The organism is Streptomyces sp. NBC_00726 (assembly GCF_045161735.1).
Taxonomy (GTDB): domain Bacteria; phylum Actinomycetota; class Actinomycetes; order Streptomycetales; family Streptomycetaceae; genus Streptomyces.
The window spans coordinates 4331574-4357302 of sequence record NZ_CP108983.1 but is presented as its reverse complement, the minus strand read 5'-3'; the positions used below and the strand labels follow the sequence as shown (position 1 = coordinate 4357302).

The 25729-nt window shown below is 71.9% G+C and carries 22 protein-coding genes; 8 read left to right on the top strand and 14 right to left on the bottom strand.

The features are described from left to right. Positions 1–40: 40 nt before the first annotated feature. Positions 41–877, bottom strand: coding sequence for a hypothetical protein (locus OG338_RS19630; protein WP_405940470.1), 837 nt, complete (start codon positions 875–877; stop codon positions 41–43). A 395-nt stretch (positions 878–1272) separates the two neighbouring features. On the opposite strand from OG338_RS19630, the gene OG338_RS19625 reads away from it, so the two are divergent. Together OG338_RS19625 and OG338_RS19620 are read left to right on the top strand one after the other, a co-directional pair. Continuing rightward, the gene (locus tag OG338_RS19625) at positions 1273–2940 is read left to right on the top strand and encodes a chitinase (protein ID WP_405940469.1); all 1668 of its coding nucleotides are present in this window, start codon (positions 1273–1275) and stop codon (positions 2938–2940) included. 213 nt (positions 2941–3153) lie between these two features. Further along, positions 3154–5163 (top strand): serine/threonine-protein kinase, encoded by a 2010-nt coding sequence (locus OG338_RS19620; RefSeq protein ID WP_405938563.1) that lies wholly within the window; start codon positions 3154–3156, stop codon positions 5161–5163. Positions 5164–5184: 21 nt separating this feature from the next. Here the strand turns inward: OG338_RS19620 and OG338_RS19615 are convergent, their stop codons facing one another. The 4 genes from OG338_RS19615 to OG338_RS19600 form a co-directional block, all read right to left on the bottom strand. Then, on the bottom strand, positions 5185–6660 hold the full coding sequence (locus OG338_RS19615; protein WP_405938562.1) for a GntP family permease: 1476 nt from the start codon (positions 6658–6660) through the stop codon (positions 5185–5187). Positions 6661–6766: 106 nt separating this feature from the next. After that, positions 6767–7177 (bottom strand): RidA family protein, encoded by a 411-nt coding sequence (locus OG338_RS19610; protein ID WP_405938561.1) that lies wholly within the window; start codon positions 7175–7177, stop codon positions 6767–6769. A gap of 6 nt (positions 7178–7183) precedes the next feature. Next, positions 7184–7942, bottom strand: a complete 759-nt coding sequence (locus OG338_RS19605; protein WP_365678151.1) for an IclR family transcriptional regulator — start codon at positions 7940–7942, stop codon at positions 7184–7186. Next, positions 7939–9060 (bottom strand): sugar kinase, encoded by a 1122-nt coding sequence (locus OG338_RS19600; RefSeq protein WP_405938560.1) that lies wholly within the window; start codon positions 9058–9060, stop codon positions 7939–7941. Before OG338_RS19600 ends, OG338_RS19605 begins: the two co-directional genes overlap by 4 nt. A 146-nt stretch (positions 9061–9206) precedes the next feature. On the opposite strand from OG338_RS19600, the gene OG338_RS19595 reads away from it, so the two are divergent. Both OG338_RS19595 and OG338_RS19590 read left to right on the top strand, forming a co-directional pair. Continuing rightward, positions 9207–10496 carry an alanine racemase gene (locus OG338_RS19595; protein ID WP_405938559.1) on the top strand — a complete coding sequence of 430 codons (1290 nt, stop codon included), beginning with the start codon at positions 9207–9209 and terminating at the stop codon, positions 10494–10496. A 34-nt stretch (positions 10497–10530) separates the two neighbouring features. Next, positions 10531–12141, top strand: coding sequence for an amidohydrolase family protein (locus tag OG338_RS19590; protein ID WP_405938558.1), 1611 nt, complete (start codon positions 10531–10533; stop codon positions 12139–12141). A 44-nt stretch (positions 12142–12185) separates the two neighbouring features. On the opposite strand, the gene OG338_RS19585 is transcribed toward OG338_RS19590, so the two are convergent. From OG338_RS19585 to OG338_RS19570, 4 genes are all read right to left on the bottom strand, one after another. Further along, positions 12186–13085 carry a serine protease gene (locus OG338_RS19585; protein ID WP_405938557.1) on the bottom strand — a complete coding sequence of 300 codons (900 nt, stop codon included), beginning with the start codon at positions 13083–13085 and terminating at the stop codon, positions 12186–12188. 126 nt (positions 13086–13211) lie between these two features. Continuing rightward, positions 13212–13871: a response regulator gene (locus OG338_RS19580; RefSeq protein ID WP_405938556.1), complete on the bottom strand. Its 660-nt coding sequence runs from the start codon at positions 13869–13871 to the stop codon at positions 13212–13214. Further along, positions 13868–15058, bottom strand: coding sequence for a sensor histidine kinase (locus tag OG338_RS19575; protein WP_405938555.1), 1191 nt, complete (start codon positions 15056–15058; stop codon positions 13868–13870). Before OG338_RS19575 ends, OG338_RS19580 begins: the two co-directional genes overlap by 4 nt. Further along, on the bottom strand, positions 15055–15894 hold the full coding sequence (locus OG338_RS19570) for a CPBP family intramembrane glutamic endopeptidase (protein ID WP_405938554.1): 840 nt from the start codon (positions 15892–15894) through the stop codon (positions 15055–15057). The genes OG338_RS19575 and OG338_RS19570 overlap by 4 nt, the downstream gene beginning before the upstream one ends. 199 nt (positions 15895–16093) lie before the next feature. Here OG338_RS19570 and OG338_RS19565 point away from each other — a divergent pair, with 199 nt between their 5' ends. The 3 genes from OG338_RS19565 (at position 16094) to OG338_RS19555 (ending at position 19125) form a co-directional block, all read left to right on the top strand. Continuing rightward, positions 16094–16864: a transposase family protein gene (locus OG338_RS19565; protein WP_405938553.1), complete on the top strand. Its 771-nt coding sequence runs from the start codon at positions 16094–16096 to the stop codon at positions 16862–16864. A 547-nt stretch (positions 16865–17411) separates the two neighbouring features. Beyond that, on the top strand, positions 17412–18623 hold the full coding sequence (locus OG338_RS19560) for a pyridoxal phosphate-dependent aminotransferase (RefSeq protein WP_405938552.1): 1212 nt from the start codon (positions 17412–17414) through the stop codon (positions 18621–18623). A gap of 106 nt (positions 18624–18729) precedes the next feature. Then, a complete protein-coding gene (locus OG338_RS19555; RefSeq protein WP_405938551.1) occupies positions 18730–19125 on the top strand; it encodes a hypothetical protein in 396 nt (131 codons plus the stop codon). Between the two features lie 71 nt (positions 19126–19196). Here OG338_RS19555 and OG338_RS19550 read toward each other — a convergent pair whose 3' ends face one another. The 4 genes from OG338_RS19550 to OG338_RS19535 form a co-directional block, all read right to left on the bottom strand. Beyond that, complete coding sequence (locus tag OG338_RS19550) at positions 19197–19559, bottom strand: hypothetical protein (protein WP_405938550.1); 363 nt, start codon at positions 19557–19559, stop codon at positions 19197–19199. Continuing rightward, a complete protein-coding gene (locus tag OG338_RS19545; RefSeq protein WP_405938549.1) occupies positions 19513–19848 on the bottom strand; it encodes a hypothetical protein in 336 nt (111 codons plus the stop codon). Before OG338_RS19545 ends, OG338_RS19550 begins: the two co-directional genes overlap by 47 nt. Before the next feature lie 292 nt (positions 19849–20140). Continuing rightward, positions 20141–20587: a hypothetical protein gene (locus OG338_RS19540; RefSeq protein ID WP_405938548.1), complete on the bottom strand. Its 447-nt coding sequence runs from the start codon at positions 20585–20587 to the stop codon at positions 20141–20143. A gap of 248 nt (positions 20588–20835) precedes the next feature. After that, entirely contained in the window at positions 20836–22662 is a 1827-nt protein-coding gene (locus tag OG338_RS19535) for a phosphoenolpyruvate carboxykinase (GTP) (RefSeq protein WP_405938547.1), read from the bottom strand. A 229-nt stretch (positions 22663–22891) separates the two neighbouring features. Here OG338_RS19535 and trhA point away from each other — a divergent pair, with 229 nt between their 5' ends. After that, positions 22892–23590 (top strand): PAQR family membrane homeostasis protein TrhA, encoded by a 699-nt coding sequence (gene trhA, locus OG338_RS19530; RefSeq protein ID WP_405938546.1) that lies wholly within the window; start codon positions 22892–22894, stop codon positions 23588–23590. Between the two features lie 55 nt (positions 23591–23645). Here the strand turns inward: trhA and OG338_RS19525 are convergent, their stop codons facing one another. Next, positions 23646–25673, bottom strand: coding sequence for a thioredoxin domain-containing protein (locus OG338_RS19525; RefSeq protein WP_405938545.1), 2028 nt, complete (start codon positions 25671–25673; stop codon positions 23646–23648). Between the last annotated feature and the right edge of the window lie 56 nt (positions 25674–25729).

Genomic DNA, 25729 nt, shown 5'->3' with positions numbered 1-25729 from the left:
TGGGGTATGTGGGCCGGTGGTCGGGGCGGGGCGGTTGACCTCAGGGGTTCAGGGCGGCGGGGCCGCGCGTGCGGTCCTCGGGCGGGTTCAAGGGGGCGTTGCAGAGCCCGCAGCGGTCGCCGATGAGTTCGTTTCCGCACCAGGTACAGACCTCTCTGCGCACCGAGGAGACCAGTTGGTAGATCAGTGAGATGTCGGGCAGATAGGCCGCGAACTCGATCATCTTCGGAGTGCCCCACCAGCCGGGGGACTCGTCGGGCAGGACGGCCTCGTGCACCGCCTGGACCTGCCAGGCCGGGGCCAGCGTTCCGGTCACCCACTCGGACGTGGACTGCCCCCGGGCGACCAGGAGGTGGGTGGCGAAACGGGGGCCGGAAAGCTCCCCCGTACCGGCTCTGACCAGCTGGGGTTCCGGGTTGGCGAGCACACCGAACTGGGCGCCGGGGACCCAGGACTTGGCGTGCGACTTGAGGCTGACGGGCACCCGGTCGAGCCGGGTCACGGAGTGCAGCAGGGCGCCGGCGTGCACGTAGTGGGACAGGAGCCGCACGGCGGAGGCGATCACTCCGGCGCTGAAGTCGCAGACGGACAACTGCCGTAACTGGCGCACCAGTACGGCCACGCCGAGCGGCGGCAGGTCCGATTTGAGCAGGGCGATCCGGTCGCTCTCCAGGATCGCGCGGACGGTGTGCAGCCGGCGTTCGTGCGCGGCGGGGATGCCGGCCGGGTAGACGGCGATGACGTGTCCGTGCTGCTCAAGGAGGCGCCGCATGTCCTCCAGCGCCTGGTCCAGGGACTGTTCGCCGGGGCCGCGCAGGACGACCGCCGGGGGCGTCTGGCGGTCCTGCGGGGGCAGCACGAGGCCGGTACCGGTCACTGCTATGGCTGTCGGCACGCCGCTCCCCGTTCCTCGGGCCGCCGCGTACCGCCGGCCGCACTCGCTCCCGCCGGGTGCTTCCGCCCGGACGCTCCCACCTGAGCACTTTATCCACGTACGGCAGGACAGAGAACACTTTCAAGAAGCCCGCGAAGCACGGGTGATGAGGTCATCGGGGGACTCCGGGGCGACCGGAGGCTGCCAGAGGTCTTGACAACTTGATTGGTCTGGACCAGTTTATCGGCCAGCGGTGGCCACCGTTCCTCGATTCCACACCCCCGGCACCCCCCGTGCCGCCCCCCGCCATCCCCGACTCCCCCCGGAGGCAGCAAGTGGATCGTTCCCCCGCCCCGAGCCGCAGAAGACGCCGTACCCGTCCGCTCCTCGGCTCCGCCATGGCCGTCGTCGCGGCCGGCGCCCTGACCCTCACCGGGCTCGTGACCAGCGCCGAGGCCGCCGACGTCAACGTCGCCAAGAACGCCGGCTTCGAATCGGGCCTCGCCAACTGGACGTGTACCGGCAATTCCGGCACCACCGTCTCCTCCCCCGTGCACGGCGGCACCTCCGCCCTGAAGGCCACCCCGGCCGGCCAGGACAACGCCAAGTGCTCGCAGACCGTGGCGGTCAAGCCCAACTCCACGTACCAGCTCAGCTCCTGGGTCCAGGGCGGTTACGCGTACCTGGGCGCCAGCGGCACCGGAACCACCGACGTCTCGACGTGGACGCCCGGCTCCTCCGACTGGACGCAGCTGAAGACCAGCTTCACGACCGGCGCGAACACCACGTCCGTCACCGTGTACACGCACGGCTGGTACGGCCAGGCGGCCTACTTCGTGGACGACTTCTCGGTGACCGGCCCCGACGGGGGCGGCGGCACCGACCCCGGCCCGTCGATCCCCGGCGCCCCGGCCGGGCTCGCGGTCGGCTCGACCACCACGTCCTCCATCGACCTGACCTGGAACTCGGTGTCCGGCGCGACCGGCTACACCGTCTACAAGGACGGCGTGAAAGCGACCACCTCCACCGGCACCTCGGCGACGGTCACCAATCTCGCGGCCGACACCGCGTACCAGTTCGCGGTGACCGCCACCAACGCGGCCGGTGAGTCCGTGAAGTCGGCGACCGTCAGCGGCCGGACCGCCAAGTCCGGTGGCACCGAGCCGAACCCGGGCACCTCCGTGCCGAAGCACGCGGTCACCGGCTACTGGCAGAACTTCAACAACGGCGCGACCGTCCAGAAGCTCAGCGACGTGCCCGCGAACTACGACATCATCGCGGTCTCCTTCGCCGACGCCACGACCACGCCCGGTGCCGTCACCTTCAACCTGGACTCGGCGGGCCTGAACGGCTACACCGTCGACCAGTTCAAGGCCGACGTCGCCGCGAAGAAGGCCGCCGGGAAGAACGTCATCATCTCGGTCGGCGGCGAGAAGGGGTCGGTCGCGGTCAACAGCGACGCCTCCGCCACCAACTTCGCCAACTCGGTCTACTCGATCATGCAGGAGTACGGCTTCACCGGGGTCGACATCGACCTGGAGAACGGCATCAACTCCACGTACATGACGAAGGCGCTGCGTTCGCTGTCGCAGAAGGCGGGCTCCGGCCTCGTCATCACGATGGCCCCGCAGACCCTCGACATGCAGTCGACGGGCACCGAGTACTTCAAGACGGCGCTGAACATCAAGGACATCCTGACCGTCGTCAACACCCAGTACTACAACAGCGGTGCGATGCTCGGCTGCGACGGCAAGGTCTACTCGCAGGGTTCGGTGGACTTCCTCACCGGGCTCGCCTGCATCCAGCTGGAGGGCGGCCTCGACCCGTCGCAGGTCGGGATCGGCGTCCCCGCCTCCACCCGTGGCGCGGGCAGCGGTTACGTGGCCCCCTCGGTCGTGAACGCGGCCCTGGACTGCCTGACGGCCGGCACCAACTGCGGCACCTTCAAGCCGTCGAAGACCTACCCGAGCCTGCGCGGCGCGATGACCTGGTCGACCAACTGGGACGCCACGGCCGGCAACGCCTGGTCGAACGCGGTCGCCCCGCACGTCCACGGCCTCTCGTAGACCACCGTCTGCCGGCCTCCCCGCCGGCGGTCCCGACCAGCAGCGCCGCCGCTCCCCCGGCGGCGCTGCTGCGTGTACGGGCCGGTGCCGGCGGGACCGGCTTCGATACCGGTAACGCAACAGTCCTGTAGGGGAGTTGTGCCACCGCATGGCTGTCCGCGCCGGTCCGTGGCACCGTTGTGGGCGCGGTGCTGGGGCGACAGGGGGAGTGACATGGCCGGGGCGCGGATCGAAGCGCTGGGCGGGGACGATCCGGTGACACTCGGGCCGTACCGGCTGCTCGGGCGGCTGGCGTCCGGCGGGATGGGCCGGATCTATCTGGCCCGGACCGGCGGCCGGGAGCTCGTCGCCGTGAAGACGCTCCTCGCGGAGGGCCGGGTCGGCGACACCGACCGGCGGCGCTTCGCCCGTGAGGTGGCGGTCGCCCAGCGGGTGGACAGCGCCTACACCGCGCGCGTACGGGACGCCGATCCGGACGCCGAGCGGCCCTGGATGGCCATCGACTACATCGCCGCGCCCCCGCTCTCCGAACTGGTCCGGTCCTGCGGTGTGCTGCCCGCGTCGGCCGTACGGTGGATAGCGGCCGGCACCGCCGAGGCCCTGGTCACCCTGCACGGGGTGGGGATCGTCCACCGCGATGTGAAGCCGCAGAACGTGCTGCTGCCGCTGGCCGGGCCCCGGGTCATCGACTTCGGCATCTCGCACGCCAGCGACCTCACCCTGACGGGCCTCACGCTCGGCACGATCGCCTTCACCTCGCCGGAGCAGGCGCGCGGCGAGGAGTCCACGGCCGCCTCCGACGTGTATTCGCTGGGTGCCACGCTCTTCCTGCTGGCCACCGGCCGGGCACCCTACCGCGCGGACGGCGACACGCTGCGGCTGCTGGCCCGGGTGCAGCGCGGCGAGCTCGATCCGACCGGGCTGCCCAAGGAGCTGGTCGCGACGATCCGGCCGTGCCTGGCCGTGCAGCCCCGGCACCGTCCGACCCCCGCCGAGCTGCTGGCCCGCTTCCGCGAGCAGCAGGCCGGGCTGCCGATGACGACGAGCGGCACGCGCTGGCTGCCGCCGCGCTGGACGGCGTTGATCGACGCGTACGTGCACCAGGGCCGGGAATGGGCGGGTGGCCGGCCCCCGGGTGGCCCGTCGCACGTCCCGCCGGTGACGCCGCGGACGCGCGCGGTGCCGAAGCCGCCCCCGACGCTGGTGTATTCGCCGCAGCGGCAGGCCCGGGCCGACCGCGACCGGACCCGCCGCGAGATGGCGGCCCTCGCCCAGCTGGCCGACCGGCAGCGCGCGGAGCGGGAGCAGTCGGAGCGCGAGGAGGCGGAGCGGGCGCGCGCGGGGGCCGCGCGCCTGGAGGCGGAACGGGCGGCCCGGGTGCGGGCCGAGCGGGAGCGCGCGGAACGGGCGGCCCGGGCCGCCTCGCCCGCCCCGGCCCCCTTCGTTCCGGCCCCCTTCCCGGCCCCCGCACCGGCGCGCCCCCGCATCCGCTCGTCGTCCTCCGGCGCCGCCGTCCTGGGCTGGCTGCTCGCGCTGATCGCCGTGGCGGGGCTGCTGACGTGGCAGCCCTGGGAGAAGGCGGGCGGAAGTTCCGCGTCGGGCGGCAGCGCGTCCGGCTCCGTCACCTCGGGCACCGGCCTCGACACGCACACGGACGACAGCACGACCGCCGGCACAGTCACCGAAGACCCGACGCCGACCCCCACCCCGACCCCGACACCCACCATGGACTCCACCGACCGCGCCTTCGCCGCCGTGCACGCGGGTGACTGCCTCAACGTGTACAACGACGGCTACGACAACATGAGCGCGAGCCGCCCGATCCGGGTGAAGTGCGCCGCCTCGAATGCGTACATGCACGTCAACCGGGTAAGCACCCGCACCGGCGCGTCCGGTTCCTGTGACACGGGGGCGGGTTTCACCTGGTGGAGCCGGTCGGGCGACGACGGGATCACCCGGACACTGTGCCTGGACCGGGTGTACAGGGCGGGTCAGTGTTTCCCGGCGAAGGTGAACGGGGAGACGAACGCGGACCTGACGGTGGTCTGGAAGTGCAACGCCTCGAAGGTGCCGAAGGCGGGGCAGTCGATCCTGCGGATCACCGGCTTCTACCGGGCCCCGAAGAAGGGCCGGAACTGGACCTGTCCGGCGGGGCCCGGCGAGCGGTTCTGGTACTGGCAGGTCAACCAGGGCCGCAGCATCATCTGCGCCTCGGCCGCGTGAGCCGTACGCGGACGAGAGGCCCTAGATCACCAGGCTGAGCAGCGCGGCGACGACGAACCCGGCGACCGACAGGACGGTTTCGAGCACGGTCCAGGACTTCAGGGTGTCGCGTTCGGAGATGCCGAAGTACTTCGACACCATCCAGAAGCCGCCGTCGTTGACGTGCGAGGCGATGATCGAGCCGGCCGAGATGGCCATGATGATCAGCGCGAGGTGGGCCTGTGAGAAGCCCTGGTTCTCCACGAGCGGGACCACGATGCCGGCGGTGGTGACGATGGCTACGGTCGCCGAGCCCTGGGCGATCCGCAGCACGGCGGAGATCAGCCAGGCGAGCAGGATGACGGGCAGGCCGACGTCGTTGAAGGTGTCGGCGAGCGCGTCCGCGATGCCGCTGCCCTTGAGCACGGCGCCGAAGATGCCGCCCGCGCCGACGACGAGCAGGATGTTTCCGACCGGCTTCAGCGAGGAAGTGGACACGGATTCCAGGGACTTGCGGGACCAGCCGCGCCGGATGCCGAGCAGGTAGTACGCGAGGAGCAGCGCGATCGTCAGGGCGACGAAGGGGTTGCCGAAGAACTCGATGGCCGAGCGGCCCGTCGAGGGGTCCATCGCGATCGAGGAGAAGGTGGCGGCGAGGATCAGCACCAGCGGGGTGCCGATGATGGCCAGCACGGTGGAGAGAGCGACCGGTGCCTCGTGCGGGGTGACCCCGGCGGCCCGCTGCTCGGCGACGACGGCGGCCTTCGCCTCCTCGGCGGCCTCCACCATGTCCTGCGGGACGTCCACGAAGATCCGCCTGCCGATCCAGGCGGCGTAACCCCAGGCGGCCAGCACGGACGGGATGCCGACGAGGGCGCCCATCAGGATGACCCAGCCGAGCGAGACGTGGAAGAGACCGGCCGCGGCGACCGGGCCGGGGTGCGGCGGCAGGAACGCGTGGGTCATGGAGAGCCCCGCGAGCAGCGGCATGGAGTACAGCAGGATCGATTTGCCGGACCGCTTGGCGGCGGCGTAGACGATCGGCGCGAGGACGAAGATGCCGACGTCGAAGAAGACCGGGATACCGAAGATCAGACCGGTCAGACCCATCGCGAGCGGGGCGCGTTTCTCGCCGAAGAGCCGCAGCAGCCGGGCGCTCAGCACCTCGGCGCCGCCGGACACCTCCAGGATCGCGCCGAGCATCGTGCCGAGGCCGATGATGATCGCGACATGGCCGAGGATGCCGCCCATCCCGGATTCGATGACGGAGACGGCGGCGGACTTCTGCACGGTGCCGAAGAGTTCGGTCACCGAGAGCCCCGCGCCCAGGCCGACGACTATGGAGACCGCGAGCAGCGCGACGAACGGCTGGAGCCTGACCTTGATGATCAGGAAGAGGAGGAGCGCGATACCGAGGACGGCGACGGTCAGCAGACCGGGCGTGCCGTCGATCAGGAGAAGGAGTCCACCGGTGTGGGGTGGCGTCTCGGGCGGGGTGGGGCCTGCGGCGAGCTGCATGGGTAACTCCGTTGTTCGTCCATGTTTCCGGGCAGGGGGGACCGCGGCACGGCGCCACAGTGTTGTACGGCGCCGTGCCGGGAAGGGTGCGGATTACGGGTATGGGTCAGCCCAGGACGGCGAGGGCGTCGATCTCGATGAGGAGGCCCTTCGGGAGGCCGACGTAGACCGTGGTGCGCGCGGCCGGGGCCTCCTTGAGGTTCTGCTCGCCGAAGTACGCGTTGTAGATCTCGTTCATCTCGGCGAAGTGGTCCACGTCCGTGAGGTAGACGCGCATCATCATCACGTCGTCCCAGCTCGCGCCGCCCTCCTCCAGGATCGCCTTGACGTTGGCGAAGGTCTGGAGGGTCTGCTCGCGCAGGGTGGGGCCGGCCGGGGTGGGCGCCTGGCCCTCGACGGCGGGCAGGAAGCCGACCTGGCCGGCGACCTGGAGGATGTTGCCCTTGCGCACGCCGTGCGAGAACTTCGCGGGCGGGGTGGTGTGGGTGCTGGGAGTGAGCGCGGTCTTGTCGGTCATGGCGGATCAGGCTTTCTTGGGTCGGTTGCTGCCGGAGTACTCCCGGCTGATGGTGTCGGCGGTGCGACGGACCAGGGGGAGCAGGGTGAGGAGTTCCTCGGCCGTGACGACCACGTTCGGCGCGGAGACCGACATCGCGGCGACGACGCGCCCGTCGGCGCCGCGGATCGGGGCGCCGACGCAGTTGATGGACTCCTCGTGGCCGCCGAGGTCGGTGGCCCAGCCCTGTTCGCGTACGGCGGCCAGCTCCTTGAGGAACGCGGCGGCGCCGGGCGTCGAACGGGACGTGTACATGGGGTAGTCGAGCTTGTCGGCGATGGCCCGCCGCTCGGCCTCGCTCAGGTCGGCGAGGAGCAGCTTGGCGACGGCGGCGACGGTGATCGCGACGGGCTTGCCGATCCGCGAGTACATCCGGACCGGGTAACGGCTCTCGACCTTGTCGATGTAGAGGACCTCGTTCTCCTCGTACACGGCGAGGTGGACGGTGTGCCCGCACTGCTCGTTCAGCTCCACGAGGTGCGGGTGGGCGATCTCCCGTACGTCGAGATTCTCGACGGCCTCCTGCGCGAGCGCGAACAGCCGGGCGCCGAGGCGGTAGCGCTGGTCCTGCTGCCGGTAGACGAGCCCGTGCTCGTGGAGCGTACGCAGCAGGCGCAGCGCGGTGGACTTGTGGACGCCGAGGCGGTCGGCGACCTGTCCGAGGTCGGCGGGGCCCTGGGCGAGGAGCGGCAGGATGCTCAGCGCGCGGTCGACGGTCTGGCTCATGGCGTACGTACCTCCGTGTCGTCCCCCGTCCACCCGGGGCCGAGACGCAGTCTCCCCCACGCGTCGTCGTCCAGTGCGGTGAGCCGGTCGGCGTGCTCGCGGGCGGGGGGTGCGGTGAGGTCGCCGGGGACGGTGAGGGTGGCTGCGGCCATGAGGTGGCCGTGCCTGGCGCGCTCCCGCGCGGAAAGTCCCCGCAGCGTGCCCGAGAGGAACCCGGCGGCGAAGGCGTCGCCGGCGCCGACGGGGGCGATGACGTCCACGCGGAGGGCGGGGACGTGGGTGACGGTGTCGGGGCCGCTGCGCGGGGCCTCTCCCCACCCCGCCCCTTCCCGAACCGGGGCTCCGCCCCGGACCCCGCTCCTCAAACGCCGGAGGGGCTGAAATTCGGGCTGTCCGGTATCCGAGGAGAACACCGTCACCCCGTCGGCGCCGCGCTTCACCACGACCACCCCCGGCCCCGGCAGCGCCTCCCGGATCGCCGCAGCCCCCACGACCCCCCACGCCGCCTCCGCCTCGTCCTCCCCCACGAACACCACATCGGCCCGCCGCGCCAGCTCCAGCAGGACCCCGGCGGACTCCCCGCGCCACAGCCCCGGCCGGTAGTTCACGTCGAAGGAGATCAGCGGCCGCCCCGCGCGCGGAGCGGTCAGCTCGTGGAGCAGCGCCAGGCAGTCCGGCGAGAGGGCGGCCGTGATGCCCGACAGGTGCAGAATCCGCCCGGCGGGCAGCCCGTCGTACGGCACGGTGGACGGCGACATCGCGGAGGCCGCGGACCCGGCCCGGTAGTACGCCACCTCGTGGACATCCGTGGCCCGGTCCGTGGCCGTGCGGAAGTAGATCCCGGTCGGCCGCGATGGATCGCGCCGTACGAAGGACGTGTCCACGCCGTACGCGGCGACCGCCTCCACGAGGTGGTCGCCGAAGCCGTCCGCGCCGACCCGGCTCACCCACGCGGCCCGGTGCCCGGCCGCCGCCAGCGCGCAGGCGACGTTGGACTCGGCGCCGCCGATGCCGCGGTCGAAGGACGGCACATCGGCGAGGCGCCCGGGCCGGGAGGGCAGGAACGTCACCATGGACTCACCGAGGCACACGACATCGGCGGGCGTCGTTCCGGACACGCGGGGCTCCTCAGCAGTCGGGCGGCGGCACCGGCACTCACCATTGACCGGGCGTCGGCTCGGATGTTAGACAGCCCTGAGCGATATACGCAATGGGTGTTGCACATGTTGCAATCCCGATGACGGACCCGGACCGAGGAGACCCCATGGCCGCCGCGCACGACGTGACCGCTCTCGCCGACGAACCGGTCGATCACCGGTTCAAGGGCCTCCCGCCCGACGCCGAGGGCCTGACGGTCGGCGCCCTGGCGGCCGAGCGCCGCAATCTCTTCGGCGGCGGGTTCACCACCCCCGTGCTCGCCCTGTCCGCCGAGTCCGTCGCGCACAACCTCGCGCTCCTGGAGACGTACGCGGAACGCCACGGCCTCGCCTTCGCCCCGCACGGCAAGACGTCGATGTCCCCGCAGCTCTTCGCCCGCCAGCTGGCACACGGCGCCTGGGGCATCACGGCCGCCGTTCCCCACCAGGCGCGGGTCTACCGTGCGTTCGGGATCGGCCGGATCTTCCTCGCCAACGAGCTGGTCGACGCCGCCGCGCTGCGCTGGCTGGCGGGCGAGCTGGACGCCGACCCGGACTTCGCCTTCGTCTGTTACGTGGACTCCGTGCGCGGGGCCGAGCTGATGGACGAGGCCCTGCGCGCGGCGGGCGCCTCCCGCCCGGTCGACGTCGTCGCGGAGCTGGGCGCGGGCGAGGGCGCGCGCACCGGCGCCCGGACCGAGGCGGACTGCGCGGCCGTGGCCGACGCGGTGGCGGACGCGGCGACCCTGCGCCTGGTCGGCGTCGCCGGTTACGAGGGCGAGGTGCCGGACGCGGACGGCGACCGGGTCCGGGCCTGGCTGCGCCGGCTCGTCGCGCTGGCGGCGGACTTCGACGCGGCGGGCCGCTTCGGCGCGCTGGGGGCCGGTGAGCGCATCGTGATCAGCGCCGGCGGCAGCGCGTGGTTCGACGCGGTGGCGGACGTGTTCGCCGAGATCCCCGCGCTCTCCGCCCCCGTACTCAAGCTGCTGCGCTCGGGGGCGTACGTCTCGCACGACGACGGCCACTACCGCCATCTCACCCCGTTCAACCGCGTCCCGGAGGAGGGCGCGTTGCAGCCGGCGTTCCGGCTGTGGGCGCAGGTGGTGTCGCGCCCGTCCGCCGGGCAGGCGTTCCTCAACGCGGGCAAGCGGGACGCGGCGTACGACCTGGACCTGCCGGAGGCACAGGTGGTGCGGTCGGGCCGGGACGGCTCGGAGCGGCCGGCCGAGGGGATCACCGTCACCGGCCTGTCCGACCAGCACACCTGGGTCCGCACGGACGAGGGCGCGCGGCTTGAGGTCGGGGACTGGGTGGGGATGGGGCTGTCCCACCCGTGCACCAGCTTCGACAAGTGGCAGCTGATCCCGCTCGTGGAGGCGGACGGCACGGTCACGGACTTCGTCCGCACGTTCTTCTGATCAGGCCCAGCCCTCCGAGAAAGGCCAAGGCCCCATGGACCTCGTCATCCGCGACGCGACCGTCATCGACGGCACCGCCACGCCCTCCTACCGCGCCGACGTGGCCGTCACCGACGGCCGCGTCGCGGAGATCCACCGCGAGGACTCCCCCGGCCCCCGCCCCACGGGGACCCGCACCCTGGACGCCGACGGCCTCGCCCTCTCCCCCGGCTTCATCGACATGCACGCCCACAGCGACCTCGCGCTGCTCCGCGACCCCGACCACAGCGCGAAGGCCGCCCAGGGCGTCACCCTGGAGGTCCTGGGCCAGGACGGCCTGTCGTACGCGCCGGTGGACGACCGCACGCTCGCCCAGGTCCGCCGCTCCATCTCCGGGTGGAACGGCGACGGCGAGGACATCGACTTCGACTGGCGGACCGTCGGCGGCTATCTGGACCGCCTCGACCGCCAGGGCATCGCGGTCAACGCCGCCTATCTCATCCCGCAGGGCACGGTCCGGATGTACGCGGTGGGCTGGGACGACCGCCCCGCGACCGACGCCGAGCTGGACCGGATGCGGCACCTCGTGGACCAGGGCATGCGCGAGGGCGCGGTCGGCATGTCCTCGGGCCTCACCTACACCCCCGGCATGTACGCGGACGACGCCGAGCTCACCGAGCTGTGCCGGGTGGTCGCCGCCCACGGCGGCTACTACTGCCCGCACCACCGCTCGTACGGGGCAGGCGCCCTGGAGGCGTACGAGGAGATGGTGCGGCTCACCCGCAGCGCGGGCTGTTCCCTGCATCTGGCCCACGCGACCATGAACTTCGGGGTCAACGAGGGCCGCGCCCCCGACCTGCTCGCCCTCCTGGACGACGCGCTGGACGCGGGCGCCGACATCTCCCTCGACACCTACCCGTACACCCCCGGCTGCACAACCCTCGTCGCGATGCTGCCCAGCTGGGCGAGCGAGGGCGGTCCGGAGGCGGTGCTGGCCCGGCTGGCCGACGCGGAGACGGCCGCCCGCATCCGGCACGACCTGGAGACCGTGGGGTCGGACGGCTGCCACGGGGTGCCGATCGAGTGGGACACCATCGAGATCTCGGGCACCGGAACGCCCGGCCTCGCCGGATACGTCGGGCGTACGGTGGCCGAGTCGGCGGCGCTGCGGGGCGAGGAGCCCTGGGTGACCGCGCGGCGGCTGCTGGTGGAGGACCGGCTCGGGACGACGATCCTCCAGCACGTCGGCCACGAGGAGAACGTCCGGCAGATCATGCGCCACCGGGTGCACACGGGCGGCAGCGACGGCATCCTCCAGGGCGACAAGCCGCACCCTCGCGCGTACGGCACCTTTCCCCATTACCTGGGCCGTTACGCACGCGAGCTGGGCATCCTCTCCCTGGAGGAGTGCGTCGCCCACCTCACGTCCCGCCCGGCGGCCCGGCTCCGCCTCCCCGACCGGGGTCTCGTACGCGAGGGCTACCGCGCCGACCTGGTGCTCTTCGACCCGGCGACGGTCGCGGCGGGCTCGACGTTCGCGGCGCCGCGCACCCTGCCGGCCGGCATCCCGCACGTACTGATCGACGGCCGCTTCGTCATCGAGGACGGCCGCCGCACCCAGGTGCTGGCGGGGCGGTCGGTGCGCTCGGCGGCGGGCGCGGTGTAGGGGCGGGGCCGCCGCGGCCCCGCCCCCGCGTCACGTACGACGGATCACGGCTTGGGCAGCGCACACCCCGCACGGTCCAGGTCGAAGACGTTGCCGGTGCCTATGCACGCGGCGATGCCATAGGTCTCCTGGGCGTAGTTGATGCCCTGGCGGACCGTCACCCGGCCGTTCTCGTCCACCTCGCACGGGTTGTTGTCCGTGCAGCGCTGGCCGTCCTCGTTACCGGTGTTGTTGACGGCGACCACCTTGCCGGTGGCGTTGTCGATCACGGGCGAGCCGGAGGTGCCGCCGATGGTCTGGCAGGCGGAGGTGTAGCGGACCGAGTCCTTCCAGGTCCAGTCGCCCTCCTTGAGGCGGTAGACGAAGCCGTCCACGTTGCAGCTGTAGGTGCGCTTCCAGTACCCGGACGCGACGGTGATCGCGGTGCCCGCGACGGGATGCGTGGTGCTCAGCTCCAGCGCCTTGATGCCGTAACGGCTCTCGATCTGCGCGTACGTGGAGGTGAGCTGGTACACCGAGATGTCGGTGTCCGTCATCGTGCCGTACGCGATCTTGCTGGCCCGGAGCGTGCCGACACCGCTGCCCGAGGCGTTGAGCAGGGTGAAGCCGCGGCTGGACGAGCGGTTGAACACGACCGCGCCGGGGGCCGGGAAGCCGGTCTCCAGGCAGTGCCCGTTGGACAGCACGAGGGCGGGGTCGCCCGGCTGCGAGGAGGGCGTGCGGACGACCGAGCCGGAGCAGTTGCTGAGCGCCACGGTCCCGGCGAAGTTGACCGCCTTGGGCCGTACCGCCTTCTCGGCCCCGACCGCGGTGTGACCGGACGGGGCCGAGGCCCCGACCGTGCCGGCCGGTGCCGCGCCGTGGCTCGTGGCCGCGGTCGCGGGTGCGATGCCCGCCCCGAGGAGCAGCACCGCGAAGAGTGCACCGACGAGAGGCTTTTTCATGTGGGGGTCCCCTCTTGCGACTGAACAGAGCACGACTGGCCTCTGCGACCGAAGTTCCTTCGGTTTGACATGCGCATGCTGGCGCATGGAGAGGGGGCGCACAAGGGGCGGATTCCGGCCGCGCGTTCAGGTCACCAGGCCCCGGCGGTACGCGTAGACGACCGCCTGGACGCGGTCACGGAGCCCGAGCTTGGCCAGGATGCGTGAGACGAACGTCTTCACGGTCTCCTGACTGATCACGAGCGCGGCCGCGATCTCGCTGTTGGAGAAGCCGTCCGCGATGAGGCGCAGGACCTCCAGTTCGCGCGGGGTCAGCGGGATGTCGGACGAGGAGTCCCCGGTGGGGCGGATCCGGGCGGCGTAGCGGCCGACCAGCCTGCGCGTCACCTCCGGGTCGATCAGCGCCTGGCCCGAGTGCACGGTCCGGATGCCGTGCAGCAGCCGGTCGGGCGGGGCGTCCTTCAGCAGGAACCCGCTCGCCCCGGCGCGCAGCGCCTCGTACACGTACTCGTCCAGGTTGAAAGTGGTCACCACGAGCACCTTGGCGGGCCGCTCCACACCCGCCCCGGCCAGCAGCCGGGTCGCCTCGATGCCGTCGAGCTCGGGCATGCGGATGTCCATCACCACGACGTCCGGGCGCAGCCGCCCGGCCATCTCGACGGCGGTCCGCCCGTCCCCGCACTCGCCCGCCACCTCCAGGTCCGGCTGGGCGTCGATGATCGTGGCGAGGCCGGTGCGGACGAGCACCTGGTCGTCGCAGACGAGGACGCGGACCGGTGCGGTCACGAGGCGCTCCCGGAAGGTATGCGGGCCCGCACGGTGAAGCCGCCGTCCGGACCGGGCTCCGCGCGGAACTCGCCGCCGAGCACTCCGACCCGCTCGCGCAGCCCGGCGAGCCCCCGCCCGCTGCCCGCGGGCACCTTGGCGCGCCCCCCGGAGCCGTCCGTGCCGACCTCCACGGTGATCTCTCTTCCGCCGTGCCGCACGCGCACCGAAGTCCGGGCGCCCTGGGCGTGCTTGAGGGCGTTCGTCAGCGCCTCCTGGACCACACGGTAGGCCACGAGATCGGCGCTCCCGGTGGACTCGGCGGGGACGCCCTCCTCGCTGAAGTCCACGTCCTGCCCCGCCTGCCGCGCCTGCTCGACCAGGCCACGGATGCGGCCGGCGGCCGGTGTCCTGGCCCCGGCGCCGTGACCCGGGTCGAGCAGGTCGAGCAGGTGGCGCAGGTCGTTGACGGCCCGCCGCCCGGTGTCGGTGACGCTGCTGAGGGCGCTGTCGAGCCGGTCGGGCGCGGCGGTCAGATAGCGAGCCGCCTCGGCCTGGACGATCATCGCCGTCACGTGATGGGTCACCACGTCGTGCAACTCGCGGGCGATCCGGGTCCGTTCGGCGGCACGGCTCTCCTCAGCGACCCGGAGCCGGCGGTCGGCCTCGGCGGCCCGGGTGGCCCGCAGCCACGCCCCGACGCCCCAGACGAGGACCAGCACCAGATAGAACGTCAGGAACTCCCCCGCCGGTTCGGTGCCGTACCGGTACAGGGCGAGCGCCAGCGGCACGTACGCGGCGGTGAACGCGACCGCGGCGACGCGGCGGTGGCGGTCCAGGTGGGCCCCTGCGCTCAGTACGGCGAGGGGCAGCGCGGTCCCGGCGACCAGGTGGTAGCCGCCCAGCTGGTCGACGGCGAAGCCCAGTGAGACCAGGGCCAGGCAGATCACCGGCCACCGCCGCCGCAGGGCGAGCGACAGGCTCTCCAGTACGGCGGCCACCGCGGCCGACACGTCGAACGGACGCTCCGCCACGGCTCCGAGATCCGTCCCGTGCCGGTGCAGGGCGGGAACGAGCGACATGGCCAGGAGCAGCAGCCCGAACGGCAGGTCGCGGACGACGGGATCGAGCCGCTGCCACCGCACCGGCCACCGGGCGGCGGTGTCCAGCCGCCGCCACCGGGCCGGTACTTCACGAAGACCGGTCACCGGGGCACTGTAGTGGCGGCCGGGGCCGGGGCGGCGCGCCGTCCACCACGCGGCGCCAGATGGCCGCGCCGGCGGGCCAGCCACAGGAACGCGAGCGTCACGAGCACCCCGAAGACCACGGAGTACACACTCGCCTCCGGCCCGAAGTCGCCGCCGGTGACCAGTTCGGAGCCGGTGGCCGTCGAGTCCAGGAGACCCTGCGAGGCGCCGTTGCCCGAGACCTCCGAGCTGAAGATTCCCGCCGCGGCGAAGTTCCAGGCGAAGTGCAGGCCGATGGGCAGCCACAGGCTGCGGGTGGCGGCATACGCGGCGCCGAGCATGCCGCCCGCCTCGATCGCGATGGCGAGCGCGCCCCAGAGGCTCGCGTCCGGGTTGGCCAGGTGCATCAGCCCGAACAGCAACCCGGTCGACGTCAGCGCGATCAGGGTCCCGGCGCGCTCCTCGACCAGCCGGAACAGCACGCCCCGGAACACCACTTCCTCGGTGACGGCGGCAGCGGCCATGAAGCCGACGAACCCGACCGCACCCGTGACCGACCCCAGGCCGTTCACCTCGTAGTCCCCGAGGAGGGCGATGTTCGCGATGACGGCCACGAACAGCACCAGCCCGATCAGCGCGCCGCGCCCCAGAGCCGGCCCCGCGCCCTCCCGGGCGAGCTCGGTGACCGGGCGGTGCTCGGTGCGCCCCACCACCCACCGGTAGACCAGGACGGCGAGCACCGACGTCACCAGGCCGAGCACGAGCGTGAGCCACGGATTCCCGTCCACCGCGCTGACGCACTGACCACCGATCGCCCAGACCGCCACGACGGCGAGAAGCTGCCGGACCACTCTCATGAGTCCCCCTTCGACGTGCCGCGGCGGCCTGCCGCGACTGCCCCTGAACGCTATGAACGTCCGGCGCCGAAAGCGTCACCGCCGGGTGGACACCTGCGCGTAGCTCGCACGGGGGACAACGCGGGCGGGGCCGGGCGGGACTTTGCGGACACGCCCTAAAGCGTGTTGCAGAAGGCTGCGAGGTGGGTATTTCTCCTGTATGGGTGGGGTGTTGCGGGCCGAGGCGTTGTGGGTGGAAACGTTCACTGGGCTGCGGATGCGGCAGTTCGACCGGCTGCTGAAGGTCGTGCGTGAACGGGGTGGGAACGGTCCTGGCGGGGGTCGGCCGTGGTGCCTGCCACTGGCGGACCGGGTCCTGCTGGTGGCCGTCTACTACCGGACCAACCTAACGATGCGGCAGCTCGCGCCGCTGTTCGGCTGTTCGCCGGCCACCGTGTGCAGGGTCATTCACCGGCTGCGGCCACTGCTGGCGATCGAGCCGGCTGCCCGCCCCGCTGATGCTGTCGAACGGCTGTGGATCGTGGACGGAACCTTGATCCCGGTCCGGGACCGGAAGGTCGGCGCGTCCTCACGCAACTACCGCTTCTCTGCGAACGTGCAGGTCATCATTGACGCCGACACCAAACTCGTGATCGCTGCGGCCCGTCCGGTGCCCGGCAACACCGCGGATGCCAAAGCGTGGCGGGACTCCGGTCCGGCCGATGTATGCCAGGACGTGACCGTGCTCGGTGACGGCGCCTACATCAACACCGGACTCGTCATCCCACACCGCAAACGGCCCGGCCGCCCACTCCTGCCCGGCGAGGAATCCGACAACGCCGAGCACCGACGCGTGCGGGCCCGCGTGGAGCATGCCTTCGCCCGCATGAAGCACTACAAGATCCTCCGCGACTGCCGGCAACGCGGCAACGGCCTCCACTACGCCGCCCAAGCCGTCGCCACACTCCACAACCACGCCCTGGCCGCATGATCCACAAGGGCACAGAACCCGGCTTCACCTGCCCGACGCCAGACTTCTGCAACACGCTTTAGGGTTTCGCCGCCACCCCCGCCGCTTCCCGCGCCAGCTCCTCACGCAGCGCGGCGGCCACGGCGTCCGCGTCCCGCACCACGATCACGGCCATGTCCTTCTTCCCGTTTCCGATCATGTACCGCCCCTCCCCCGGAGCACCCGGGCGCATACGGCTGTTGAGCTGCTTCAGAGGTACGGGCGGGCCAGGACGGGCCGGGACCGCGCGCCCCGGGAGCCCTTCCGCCGCACCTGCCGGAGGGCGCGCCTCTTCCCGCGTGAGCCCCGGCGCACACCACTCCGTGGCGTATCTCACCCGTTCCGGTCCGTCACACCGCCGCGCCACCCCAATCCAAGCCCCGGGCCCCCCGTGACCGGCGTTCCCACGGCTCGCGGGAGGCGGGCGCATGGCGATGAAAGCCCGGGCGGAGGCGGGCCGCCGCCCGGGCGGGCCAACCGGCGGGCAAAGCCCGGGCGGCCCGTGAAACACAGTCGTAAGCTCGCCGACATGCAGGTCATCCAGTCCACGAAGCTCGCCAACGTCTGCTACGAGATCCGCGGCCCCGTGCTTGAGGAGGCGATGCGGCTGGAGGCGGCCGGGCAGCGCATCCTCAAGCTGAACACCGGCAACCCCGCCGCATTCGGCTTCGAGTGCCCGCCCGAGATCCTTGAGGACATCCTGCGCAACCTCGCCGGGGCGCACGGCTACGGCGACGCGAAGGGGCTGCTGTCCGCGCGCCGGGCGGTGATGCAGCACTACCAGACCAAGGGCATCGACCTGGACGTCGAGGACGTCTACCTCGGCAACGGCGTCTCCGAGCTGATTCAGATGTCGATGCAGGCACTGCTGGACGACGGCGACGAGGTACTGGTCCCGGCCCCGGACTACCCGCTGTGGACGGCCTCGGTCTCACTGGCGGGCGGCACGGCCGTGCACTACCGCTGCGACGAGCAGGCGGACTGGATGCCCGACCTCGCCGACATCGAACGCAAGATCACCGACCGCACCAAGGCGATGGTGATCATCAACCCGAACAACCCGACGGGCGCCGTCTACGACGACGAGATGCTGCGCGGCCTCACGGAGATCGCCCGCCGGCACAACCTGGTCGTCTGCTCCGACGAGATCTACGACCGCATCCTGTACGACGGCGCCACGCACACCCCCACCGCGACGATCGCCCCGGACCTGATGGTCCTCACCTTCAACGGGCTGTCCAAGAACTACCGGGTCGCCGGTTACCGCTCCGGCTGGATGGCCGTCTGCGGCCCCAAGGCGCACGCCACCTCGTACATCGAGGGGCTGACGATCCTGGCCAACATGCGGCTCTGCGCCAACATGCCCGCGCAGCACGCAGTGGCCACCGCGCTCGGCGGCCGGCAGTCGATCAACGACCTGGTGCTGCCCGGCGGCCGCATCCTGGAACAGCGCGATGCGGCGTACGACCTGCTGACGCAGATCCCGGGCGTGACCTGCGTGAAGCCGAAGGGGGCGCTGTATCTCTTCCCCCGGCTCGACCCCAAGGTCTACAAGATCAAGGACGACCGGCAGATGGTCCTGGACCTGCTGCGGGCCGAGAAGATCATGGTGGTGCAGGGCACGGGGTTCAACTGGCCGGATCCCGACCACTTCCGCGTGGTGACGCTGCCCTCGGCCGAGGATCTGACCGATGCCATCGGCCGGATCGCCCACTTCCTGGACGGCTACAGCCAGGTGTAGCGGATCTCCGCTCAGGCTTTCCTCGCTCAAGCCTTCCTCGAAGAGGAATAACTTTAGACTAAATCCAAGGTAGGATGGTTCTCTCAGTGTCACCAGGAGGCCATCCATGTACGAACCGATCCGCACCAAATCGGTCCACACACCGGCCGACCACGCCGGCGACTTCCCGCACCGCACCCGCGAGGAGGAGCTGGACATCCAGCTCGCCGGACACCTGGCCGCCCTGCTCGCGGTCACCGACGAGCTGGGTCTCGGCGAGGCGGGCGACCGCATCGCCGGGCAGGTCGCCAGGTTGCGCGGCGCTCCGCCCGCCCGGCACGCCGGACTGAGCGCCGCGCCCGCGCCCGCCCTCCACCGCCGCGCCCACACCCTCGCGGGCCGGGCCCTGGTGGTGGCGGCCTCGCGCGCCGACACGGCGGTCGCGATCCTCTCGGCCGAGCGCATGGACGCGCACACCGAGGCGCTCACGGCCGAGGCGCGGACGCCGGTCGGCGCCCACTGACGGCCCCGGTCCACGCACCGCAGAGGCGCGTGGACCGGGTGCCAACCGTGCTCAGTTGTCACGCGTGCACATCAGTGCCGGCCGCGCGGCCCGGACTTCATCCGTACGGTGACGATGCCGGCCAGCAGCAGGAGTACGGCCGCGCTGCCGGTGTCGGCCATGCCGCCACCCCCGCCGTGGTGCCCCCCGTGCGGGTGCGGCCCCGGGGTCCAGGACGGGCCGGGGGTCCAGGACGGGCCCGGTCCGTGGGTGTGCGTGTGCGACGGGTGCGGCGACGGGCTCGGGTTCGTCACCGGGACCTCGGTGGCGCAGGGCAGCTCGGGTGCCCCTTCCGTGGTGCAGCGCGCGCCCGGCGTGTCGGAGGTGACCGCGTTGCGCAGGACCGCGTCACCCTCGTCCGGGTCGTCCACGGTGACCGTGTAGGTGATCTTCACGGCGGCCCCGGGGGCCAGCTCGCCGGACCAGTCGAGCGTGTCGCCGTTCACCTGCGCGGTGCCGGTGGTCGGTGGGCCCCGTGGTGAGCGAGGCGTCGTCCAGGACGCCGGACAGGTCGTCGGTGAGGTGGGCGGGGCCCAGCGTGGTCTCACCGTTGTTGGTGGCGGTCACGGTGTAGGTGATGGCGTCGCCCGGCTCGGCCTCGGCGGGCTCGGCCGTCTTGGAGATGTCCAGCACCTGGTCCAGCTGCTCGACCGGCACGGACGCGGAGGACTCGTTGGACGTCACCTCGTTGTCGCCTGCCGCGCCCTGCGCGGTGGCCGTGTTGGTGAAGGTGTCGTCGACGACGTCGGCCTCGGTGAGGCGGGGCCGGCGGACTGGTCGACCCCGGAGGCGGTGGTCAGCAGGAGCCCCAGCGCCGTCCCCGCACAGGCGGTGGCCGCCACTGCCGGAACGTGAAGCAGCCGTTCATATTTGCGCATAAAAAAACATAAGAAAACAGGATATGACGCTTGCTCGGCCCACCCAGGACACGCCGCAACGGCGGCCGAATGGCGGCGCGGGCCGCCGGGCGCAGGGCTCAGGGCGCGGACGGGTGCGGCGACACCGTCGCGGCACCCGCCGTCGACTGGAACGTCACGTCGTCGGCCTCGCACTCCGGCGGCCCCAGCACCGCGGTGGGCCCGACGACCCGCTCCGACACCGTGGCGCCGACCGCTAGGTCCTCCACGGTCAGGGTGCGCTTCCCGGCGGCCGCGTCCTTCCCGCTCCCGGCCGCGCGGTCCCGGAAGACGAGGTGCACGGTGTACGTCCCGCGCCGCGCCGCCCCACTCGTGATCCGCACCCCCGCCACGGGGCGGCGCGTCTCCTCGTCCATCCGGCAGGAGGTGACGGTGACATCGTCGTACGGGTACCGCATGTCCGCGTGGACCTCGCCGTACGCGTGGGCGAACAGGATCATGCCGACGAGCCCGCCCACCGCCGCGAGGGCGACCAGCCCGCCCACGGTGATCAGGACGATCGTCATGCCGCCCATCCGGCGCCCGGGGAAGAGCGGAGGACCGCCCTCCGACGTTTTCGGGTACGGCGGATACTGCATGCCGAGCGCCCCCCTCCGCCGCCGCGCACCTGCGGCGCGGCCGGGTCAACCGTACGGCCGCGCGGCTCAGCCCCGTAGCGCCGCAGGGTCACAACACCACTACGAACAGGGCACGTTGGACAGGCCGATGGCCCCCGAAGCGGCTTCGGGGGCCATCGCCGTACGTACGCGGGGACTCAGCCCAGACGCTCGACCAGCGAGCGGTACTCGTCCCACAGCTCCTTCGGCGTGTGGTCACCGAAGGTGTTCAGGTGCTCGGGGACCAGCGCCGCCTCCTCGCGCCAGACCTCCTTGTCGACCTTCAGCAGGAAGTCGAGGTCGGACTCGGAGAGGTCCAGGCCCTCGGTGTCGATGGAGCCCTTCGCGGGAAGGATGCCGATCGGCGTCTCGACGCCCTCCGCCTTCCCCTCCAGGCGCTCGACGATCCACTTCAGGACGCGGCTGTTCTCACCGAACCCGGGCCAGACGAACTTGCCCGCGTCGTTCTTGCGGAACCAGTTCACGTAGTAGATCTTCGGCAGCTTCGACTGGTCCGGCTTGTCCGCGCCGACCTTGAGCCAGTGGCCCATGTAGTCGCCCATGTTGTAGCCGCAGAACGGCAGCATGGCGAACGGGTCGCGGCGCAGCTCGCCGACCTTGCCCTCGGCGGCGGCGGTCTTCTCGGAGGCGACGTTGGCGCCGAGGAAGACACCGTGCTGCCAGTTGAAGGACTCGGTGACCAGCGGGACGGCCGAGGCGCGGCGGCCGCCGAAGAGGATGGCCGAGATCGGCACGCCCTTCGGGTCCTCCCACTCGGGCGCGATGATCGGGCACTGCCCGGCCGGGACGGTGAAGCGGGCGTTGGGGTGCGCGGCCGGCGTCCCGGACGCGGGCGTCCAGTCGTTGCCCTTCCAGTCCGTGAGGTGCGCGGGCGGCTCCTCGGTCATGCCCTCCCACCAGACGTCGCCGTCGTCGGTGAGCGCGACGTTGGTGAAGACGGAGTTGCCCCACATCGTCTTCATGGCGTTGGCGTTGGTGTGCTCGCCGGTGCCGGGCGCGACGCCGAAGAAGCCGGCCTCCGGGTTGATCGCGTACAGCCGGCCGTCCTCGCCGAACCGCATCCACGCAATGTCGTCGCCGATGGTCTCCACGGTCCAGCCGGAGATCGTGGGCTCCAGCATCGCGAGGTTGGTCTTGCCACAGGCGGAGGGGAAGGCTGCCGCCACGTACTTCGACTCACCACGCGGGGGCGTGAGCTTCAGGATCAGCATGTGCTCCGCGAGCCAGCCCTCGTCGCGGGCCATGACGGAGGCGATGCGCAGCGCGTAGCACTTCTTGCCGAGCAGCGCGTTGCCGCCGTAGCCGGAGCCGTACGACCAGATCTCGCGGGCCTCCGGGAAGTGCGAGATGTACTTGGTCTCGTTGCAGGGCCAGGGGACGTCCTCCTGGCCCTCCGCCAGCGGGGCGCCCAGCGTGTGGACGGCCTTCACGAAGAAGCCGTCGGAGCCGAGCTCGTCCAGCACCGGCTGCCCCATGCGCGTCATGGTGCGCATCGAGACGGCGACGTACGCGGAGTCGGTGATCTCGACGCCGATCGCGGACAGCGGCGAGCCGAGCGGGCCCATGCAGAACGGGACGACGTACATCGTGCGGCCGCGCATCGAGCCGCGGAAGACACCCTGCTCACCGGTGAAGATCTCCCGCATCTCGGCGGGGTCCTTCCAGTGGTTCGTCGGACCGGCGTCCTCCTCCTTCTCGGAGCAGATGAACGTACGGGTCTCGACGCGGGCGACGTCGCTGGGGTCCGAGGCCGCGTAGTAGGAGTTCGGGCGTTTGATCTCGTCCAGCTTGGTGAAGGTGCCCTTGGCGACGAGCTCCCCGCACAGGCGCTCGTACTCGGCCTCGGAACCGTCGCACCAGACCACCCGGTCCGGCTCGGTGAGTGCTGCGATCTCGTCCACCCAGGACATCAGCTCCTGGTGGTTGGTGGGAACAGTGAGGGGAGCCGCGATGTCGCGCGCCACGATCGCTCCTTGATGAGGGTGTATTCGGTTGGTGCCCTGCTGCCCCGTGGGGGCTGCGACCCGGATGCGTGTACCCCTTCGAATTCCCCTGGCGCTCATCCGGTGCCGACCGCACTCATTTGATCATCCGACCCTCGCGCCCATATGTCCAGAGGGCCGCCCATGTGAGCATCCACACTTGGCTCCGGCCCATATCCGGTACCTACGGGCCCGTAGGTACGATGCGGGAATGACTGCTGCCGCTGCCGCACCCGACAACGCCGGCCCCCCCACGGCCCCGCTCGCCGACGCCCCGCTGAAGCCCCTGATGCGCGGCTGGCTGCACGCCGGAATGTTCCCCGCCGTGGTCATCGCGGGCATCGTGCTCGTCGCGCTCTCGGACAGCACCCGGGGCCGGATCGCCTGTGCGATCTACGTCGTCACGGCGTGCCTGCTCTTCGGTGTGAGCGCGCTCTACCACCGGGGTACGTGGGGGCCGCGCGGCGAAGCCGTGCTGCGCAGGCTCGATCACGCCAACATCTTCCTGATCATCGCGGGGACGTACACCCCGCTGACCCTGCTCCTGCTGCCCGAGTCCACCGGGACCCCGCTGCTGTGGGCGGTGTGGGCGGCGGCGCTCGCGGGTATCGCCTTCCGGGTCTTCTGGGTCGGCGCCCCGCGCTGGCTGTACACGCCGTGCTACATCGCGATGGGCTGGGCGGCGGTCTTCTTCCTGCCGGACTTCATGCGGACCGGCGGGATCGCGGTGCTGGTGCTCGTGGTCGTCGGCGGCGTGCTCTACAGCGCGGGCGGCGTCATCTACGGCATCAAGAAGCCGAACCCGTCACCGCGCTGGTTCGGCTTCCACGAGGTGTTCCACTCGCTGACGCTGGCCGCGTTCGTGGTGCATTACGTGGGCATCTCGCTGGTGGCGTACACCCACAGCTGACGTCTTCGCGGGGGTTTTCATGCGGGGGCGCCTCGGGGGCGCCCCCGCACAGGCGTCACGCCCCGCCGAGTGCGCGGGCCAGCGCCTCCGGGTCCGTCGTCGGGGCGTCGCAGACGAAGTGCCGGCAGACGTACGCGGTCGGCGCACCGCCCGCCATCGGCCGGCCGGCCAGCAGCGGGAATTCCGCCCCGCCCGACTCCCCCGCCGCGACGACCGCGCCGGGCGTCCGTCCGAGCAGGGCCGTACGGTGCAGCTCCCCGCCGACCGGCCCGGCGACGGCCACCTCGCGCGGCCCGTCGAGCAGCGCCTCGGCCACCGCGAGCCCCCAGCCGATGAAGCGCGGGGCGCGCGGGCCCAGCGCCTTCACGACACCCAGGGCCTCCTCGGCGGCGGTCCGGTGCGGCTCGGAGCCGGTGTGCGCGGCGTACGAGAGGAGCGCGCCGGCGGCGGCCGTCCAGCCGGCCGGGGTCGCGCTGTCGGTGGGGTCCTGGGGGCGCCGGATCAGCCGCTCGGCGTCGTCCGCCGTGTCGTACAGCTGGCCGCCCTCGCCCCGGAAGTGCTGGAGCACGATGTCCAGCAGGAACCCGGCGAACTCCAGCCACGCCCCCTCGCCGGTGACCCCGGCCAGCGCGAGGAAGCCCTCCGCGACGTCCCCGTAGTCCTCAAGGACCCCGGCGTGGTCACCGGCGCGCCCGTCCTTCGACGTCCGTACGAGCCGGGCGACGGGGCCCATGTGCACCCGCACCAGCAGGTCGGCGGCCTCGGTGGCCCGCTCGATCAGGTCGGGCCGGTCGAAGAAGGCTCCGGTCTCCGCGAGGGCGGCGATGGCGAGCCCGTTCCAGGCGGCGACGATCTTGTCGTCGCGCCCGGGGCGCGGGCGCTCCTCCCGGGCGGCGAGCAGCCGTTCCCGTACGGCGGCGGCGCGGGGGTCGTCGGGGTCGCGGAGGCCGTCGGGGCCACCGGGCAGCTGGAGCACCGAGGAGCCCTCCTCGAAGGTGCCCTCCTCGGTCACCCCGAAGTGCGCGGCGGCGAACGCGGCGTCCTCCTCGCCCAGCACCTCGCGCAGCTGCTCCGGCGTCCACACGTAGTACGCGCCCTCGACGTGCTTGCCGTGCGCGTCCTCGCTGTCGGCGTCGAGCGCGGAGGCGAAGCCGCCCTCGGGCGTCCGCAGCTCGCGCACCATGAAGTCGGCGGTCTCCAGGGCCACCCGCCGGGCGAGCTCGGACCCGGTGGACCGCCAGAGGTGGGCGTACACGCGGCAGAGCAGCGCGTTGTCGTACAGCATCTTCTCGAAGTGCGGGACGACCCAGTCCCGGTCCACGGCATACCGGGCGAACCCGCCGCCGAGCTGGTCGTAGATCCCGCCCCGGGCCATCGCCGCGCAGGTGTCGGCGGCCATCTGAAGGGCGCCGTCCGCGCCGGTGCGGGCGTGGTGGCGCAGCAGGAACTCCAGCGCCATGGACGGCGGGAACTTGGGCGCCCCGCCGAACCCGCCCCGCTTCTCGTCGTAGTCCCGGGTCAGCCCCAGCAGCGCCTGCGCGAGCTCCGCCTCCCCGGGCGCCCCGTCCCCGCCGTGCGCGAGACTCCTCTCGGACAGGTCCCGCACGATCCGCCCGGCGACCTCCCCGACCTCGTCGCGCCGGTCGTTCCAGGCGGCGCCGACCCCTTCGAGCACCTGCCGGAACGACGGCATCCCCTGCCGCGCCTCGGGCGGGAAGTAGGTCCCGAAGTAGAACGGCTCCGCGTCCCCGGTGAGAAACACGGTCATCGGCCACCCACCCTGCCCGGTGGCCGCCTGCACCGCCTCCATGTACACCGCGTCCACATCGGGCCGTTCCTCACGGTCCACCTTGACGGACACGAAGTGCTCGTTCATGTACGCGGCGGTCGCCTCGTCCTCGAACGACTCGTGCGCCATGACATGGCACCAGTGACAGGACGAGTACCCCACGCTGAGCAGCACCGGCACGTCCCGCCGCTCGGCCTCCGCGAATGCCTCGGGTGACCACTCCCACCAGTCGACGGGGTTGTCCGCGTGCTGAAGCAGGTACGGGGAGGTGGACTGCGCAAGTCGGTTCGCCATGCCCCAATCCTTGCGCACCGGCCCCCACGACGGGGCTGCGCCACGGGGCTGCGTGT

What these genes read in the sequence shown, in the direction of transcription:
- OG338_RS19620 (WP_405938563.1), top strand. Translation starts at nt 3,154, where the DNA reads ATGGCCGGGGCGCGGATCGAAGCGCTGGGCGGGGACGATCCGGTGACA.
- OG338_RS19570 (WP_405938554.1), bottom strand. Translation starts at nt 15,894, where the DNA reads ATGAGAGTGGTCCGGCAGCTTCTCGCCGTCGTGGCGGTCTGGGCGATC.
- OG338_RS19565 (WP_405938553.1), top strand. Translation starts at nt 16,094, where the DNA reads ATGGGTGGGGTGTTGCGGGCCGAGGCGTTGTGGGTGGAAACGTTCACT.
- OG338_RS19555 (WP_405938551.1), top strand. Translation starts at nt 18,730, where the DNA reads ATGTACGAACCGATCCGCACCAAATCGGTCCACACACCGGCCGACCAC.
- OG338_RS19595 (WP_405938559.1), top strand. Translation starts at nt 9,207, where the DNA reads ATGGCCGCCGCGCACGACGTGACCGCTCTCGCCGACGAACCGGTCGAT.
- OG338_RS19590 (WP_405938558.1), top strand. Translation starts at nt 10,531, where the DNA reads ATGGACCTCGTCATCCGCGACGCGACCGTCATCGACGGCACCGCCACG.
- trhA (WP_405938546.1), top strand. Translation starts at nt 22,892, where the DNA reads ATGACTGCTGCCGCTGCCGCACCCGACAACGCCGGCCCCCCCACGGCC.
- OG338_RS19625 (WP_405940469.1), top strand. Translation starts at nt 1,273, where the DNA reads ATGGCCGTCGTCGCGGCCGGCGCCCTGACCCTCACCGGGCTCGTGACC.
- OG338_RS19525 (WP_405938545.1), bottom strand. Translation starts at nt 25,673, where the DNA reads ATGGCGAACCGACTTGCGCAGTCCACCTCCCCGTACCTGCTTCAGCAC.
- OG338_RS19585 (WP_405938557.1), bottom strand. Translation starts at nt 13,085, where the DNA reads ATGAAAAAGCCTCTCGTCGGTGCACTCTTCGCGGTGCTGCTCCTCGGG.
- OG338_RS19615 (WP_405938562.1), bottom strand. Translation starts at nt 6,660, where the DNA reads ATGCAGCTCGCCGCAGGCCCCACCCCGCCCGAGACGCCACCCCACACC.
- OG338_RS19560 (WP_405938552.1), top strand. Translation starts at nt 17,412, where the DNA reads ATGCAGGTCATCCAGTCCACGAAGCTCGCCAACGTCTGCTACGAGATC.
- OG338_RS19540 (WP_405938548.1), bottom strand. Translation starts at nt 20,587, where the DNA reads ATGACGATCGTCCTGATCACCGTGGGCGGGCTGGTCGCCCTCGCGGCG.
- OG338_RS19610 (WP_405938561.1), bottom strand. Translation starts at nt 7,177, where the DNA reads ATGACCGACAAGACCGCGCTCACTCCCAGCACCCACACCACCCCGCCC.
- OG338_RS19605 (WP_365678151.1), bottom strand. Translation starts at nt 7,942, where the DNA reads ATGAGCCAGACCGTCGACCGCGCGCTGAGCATCCTGCCGCTCCTCGCC.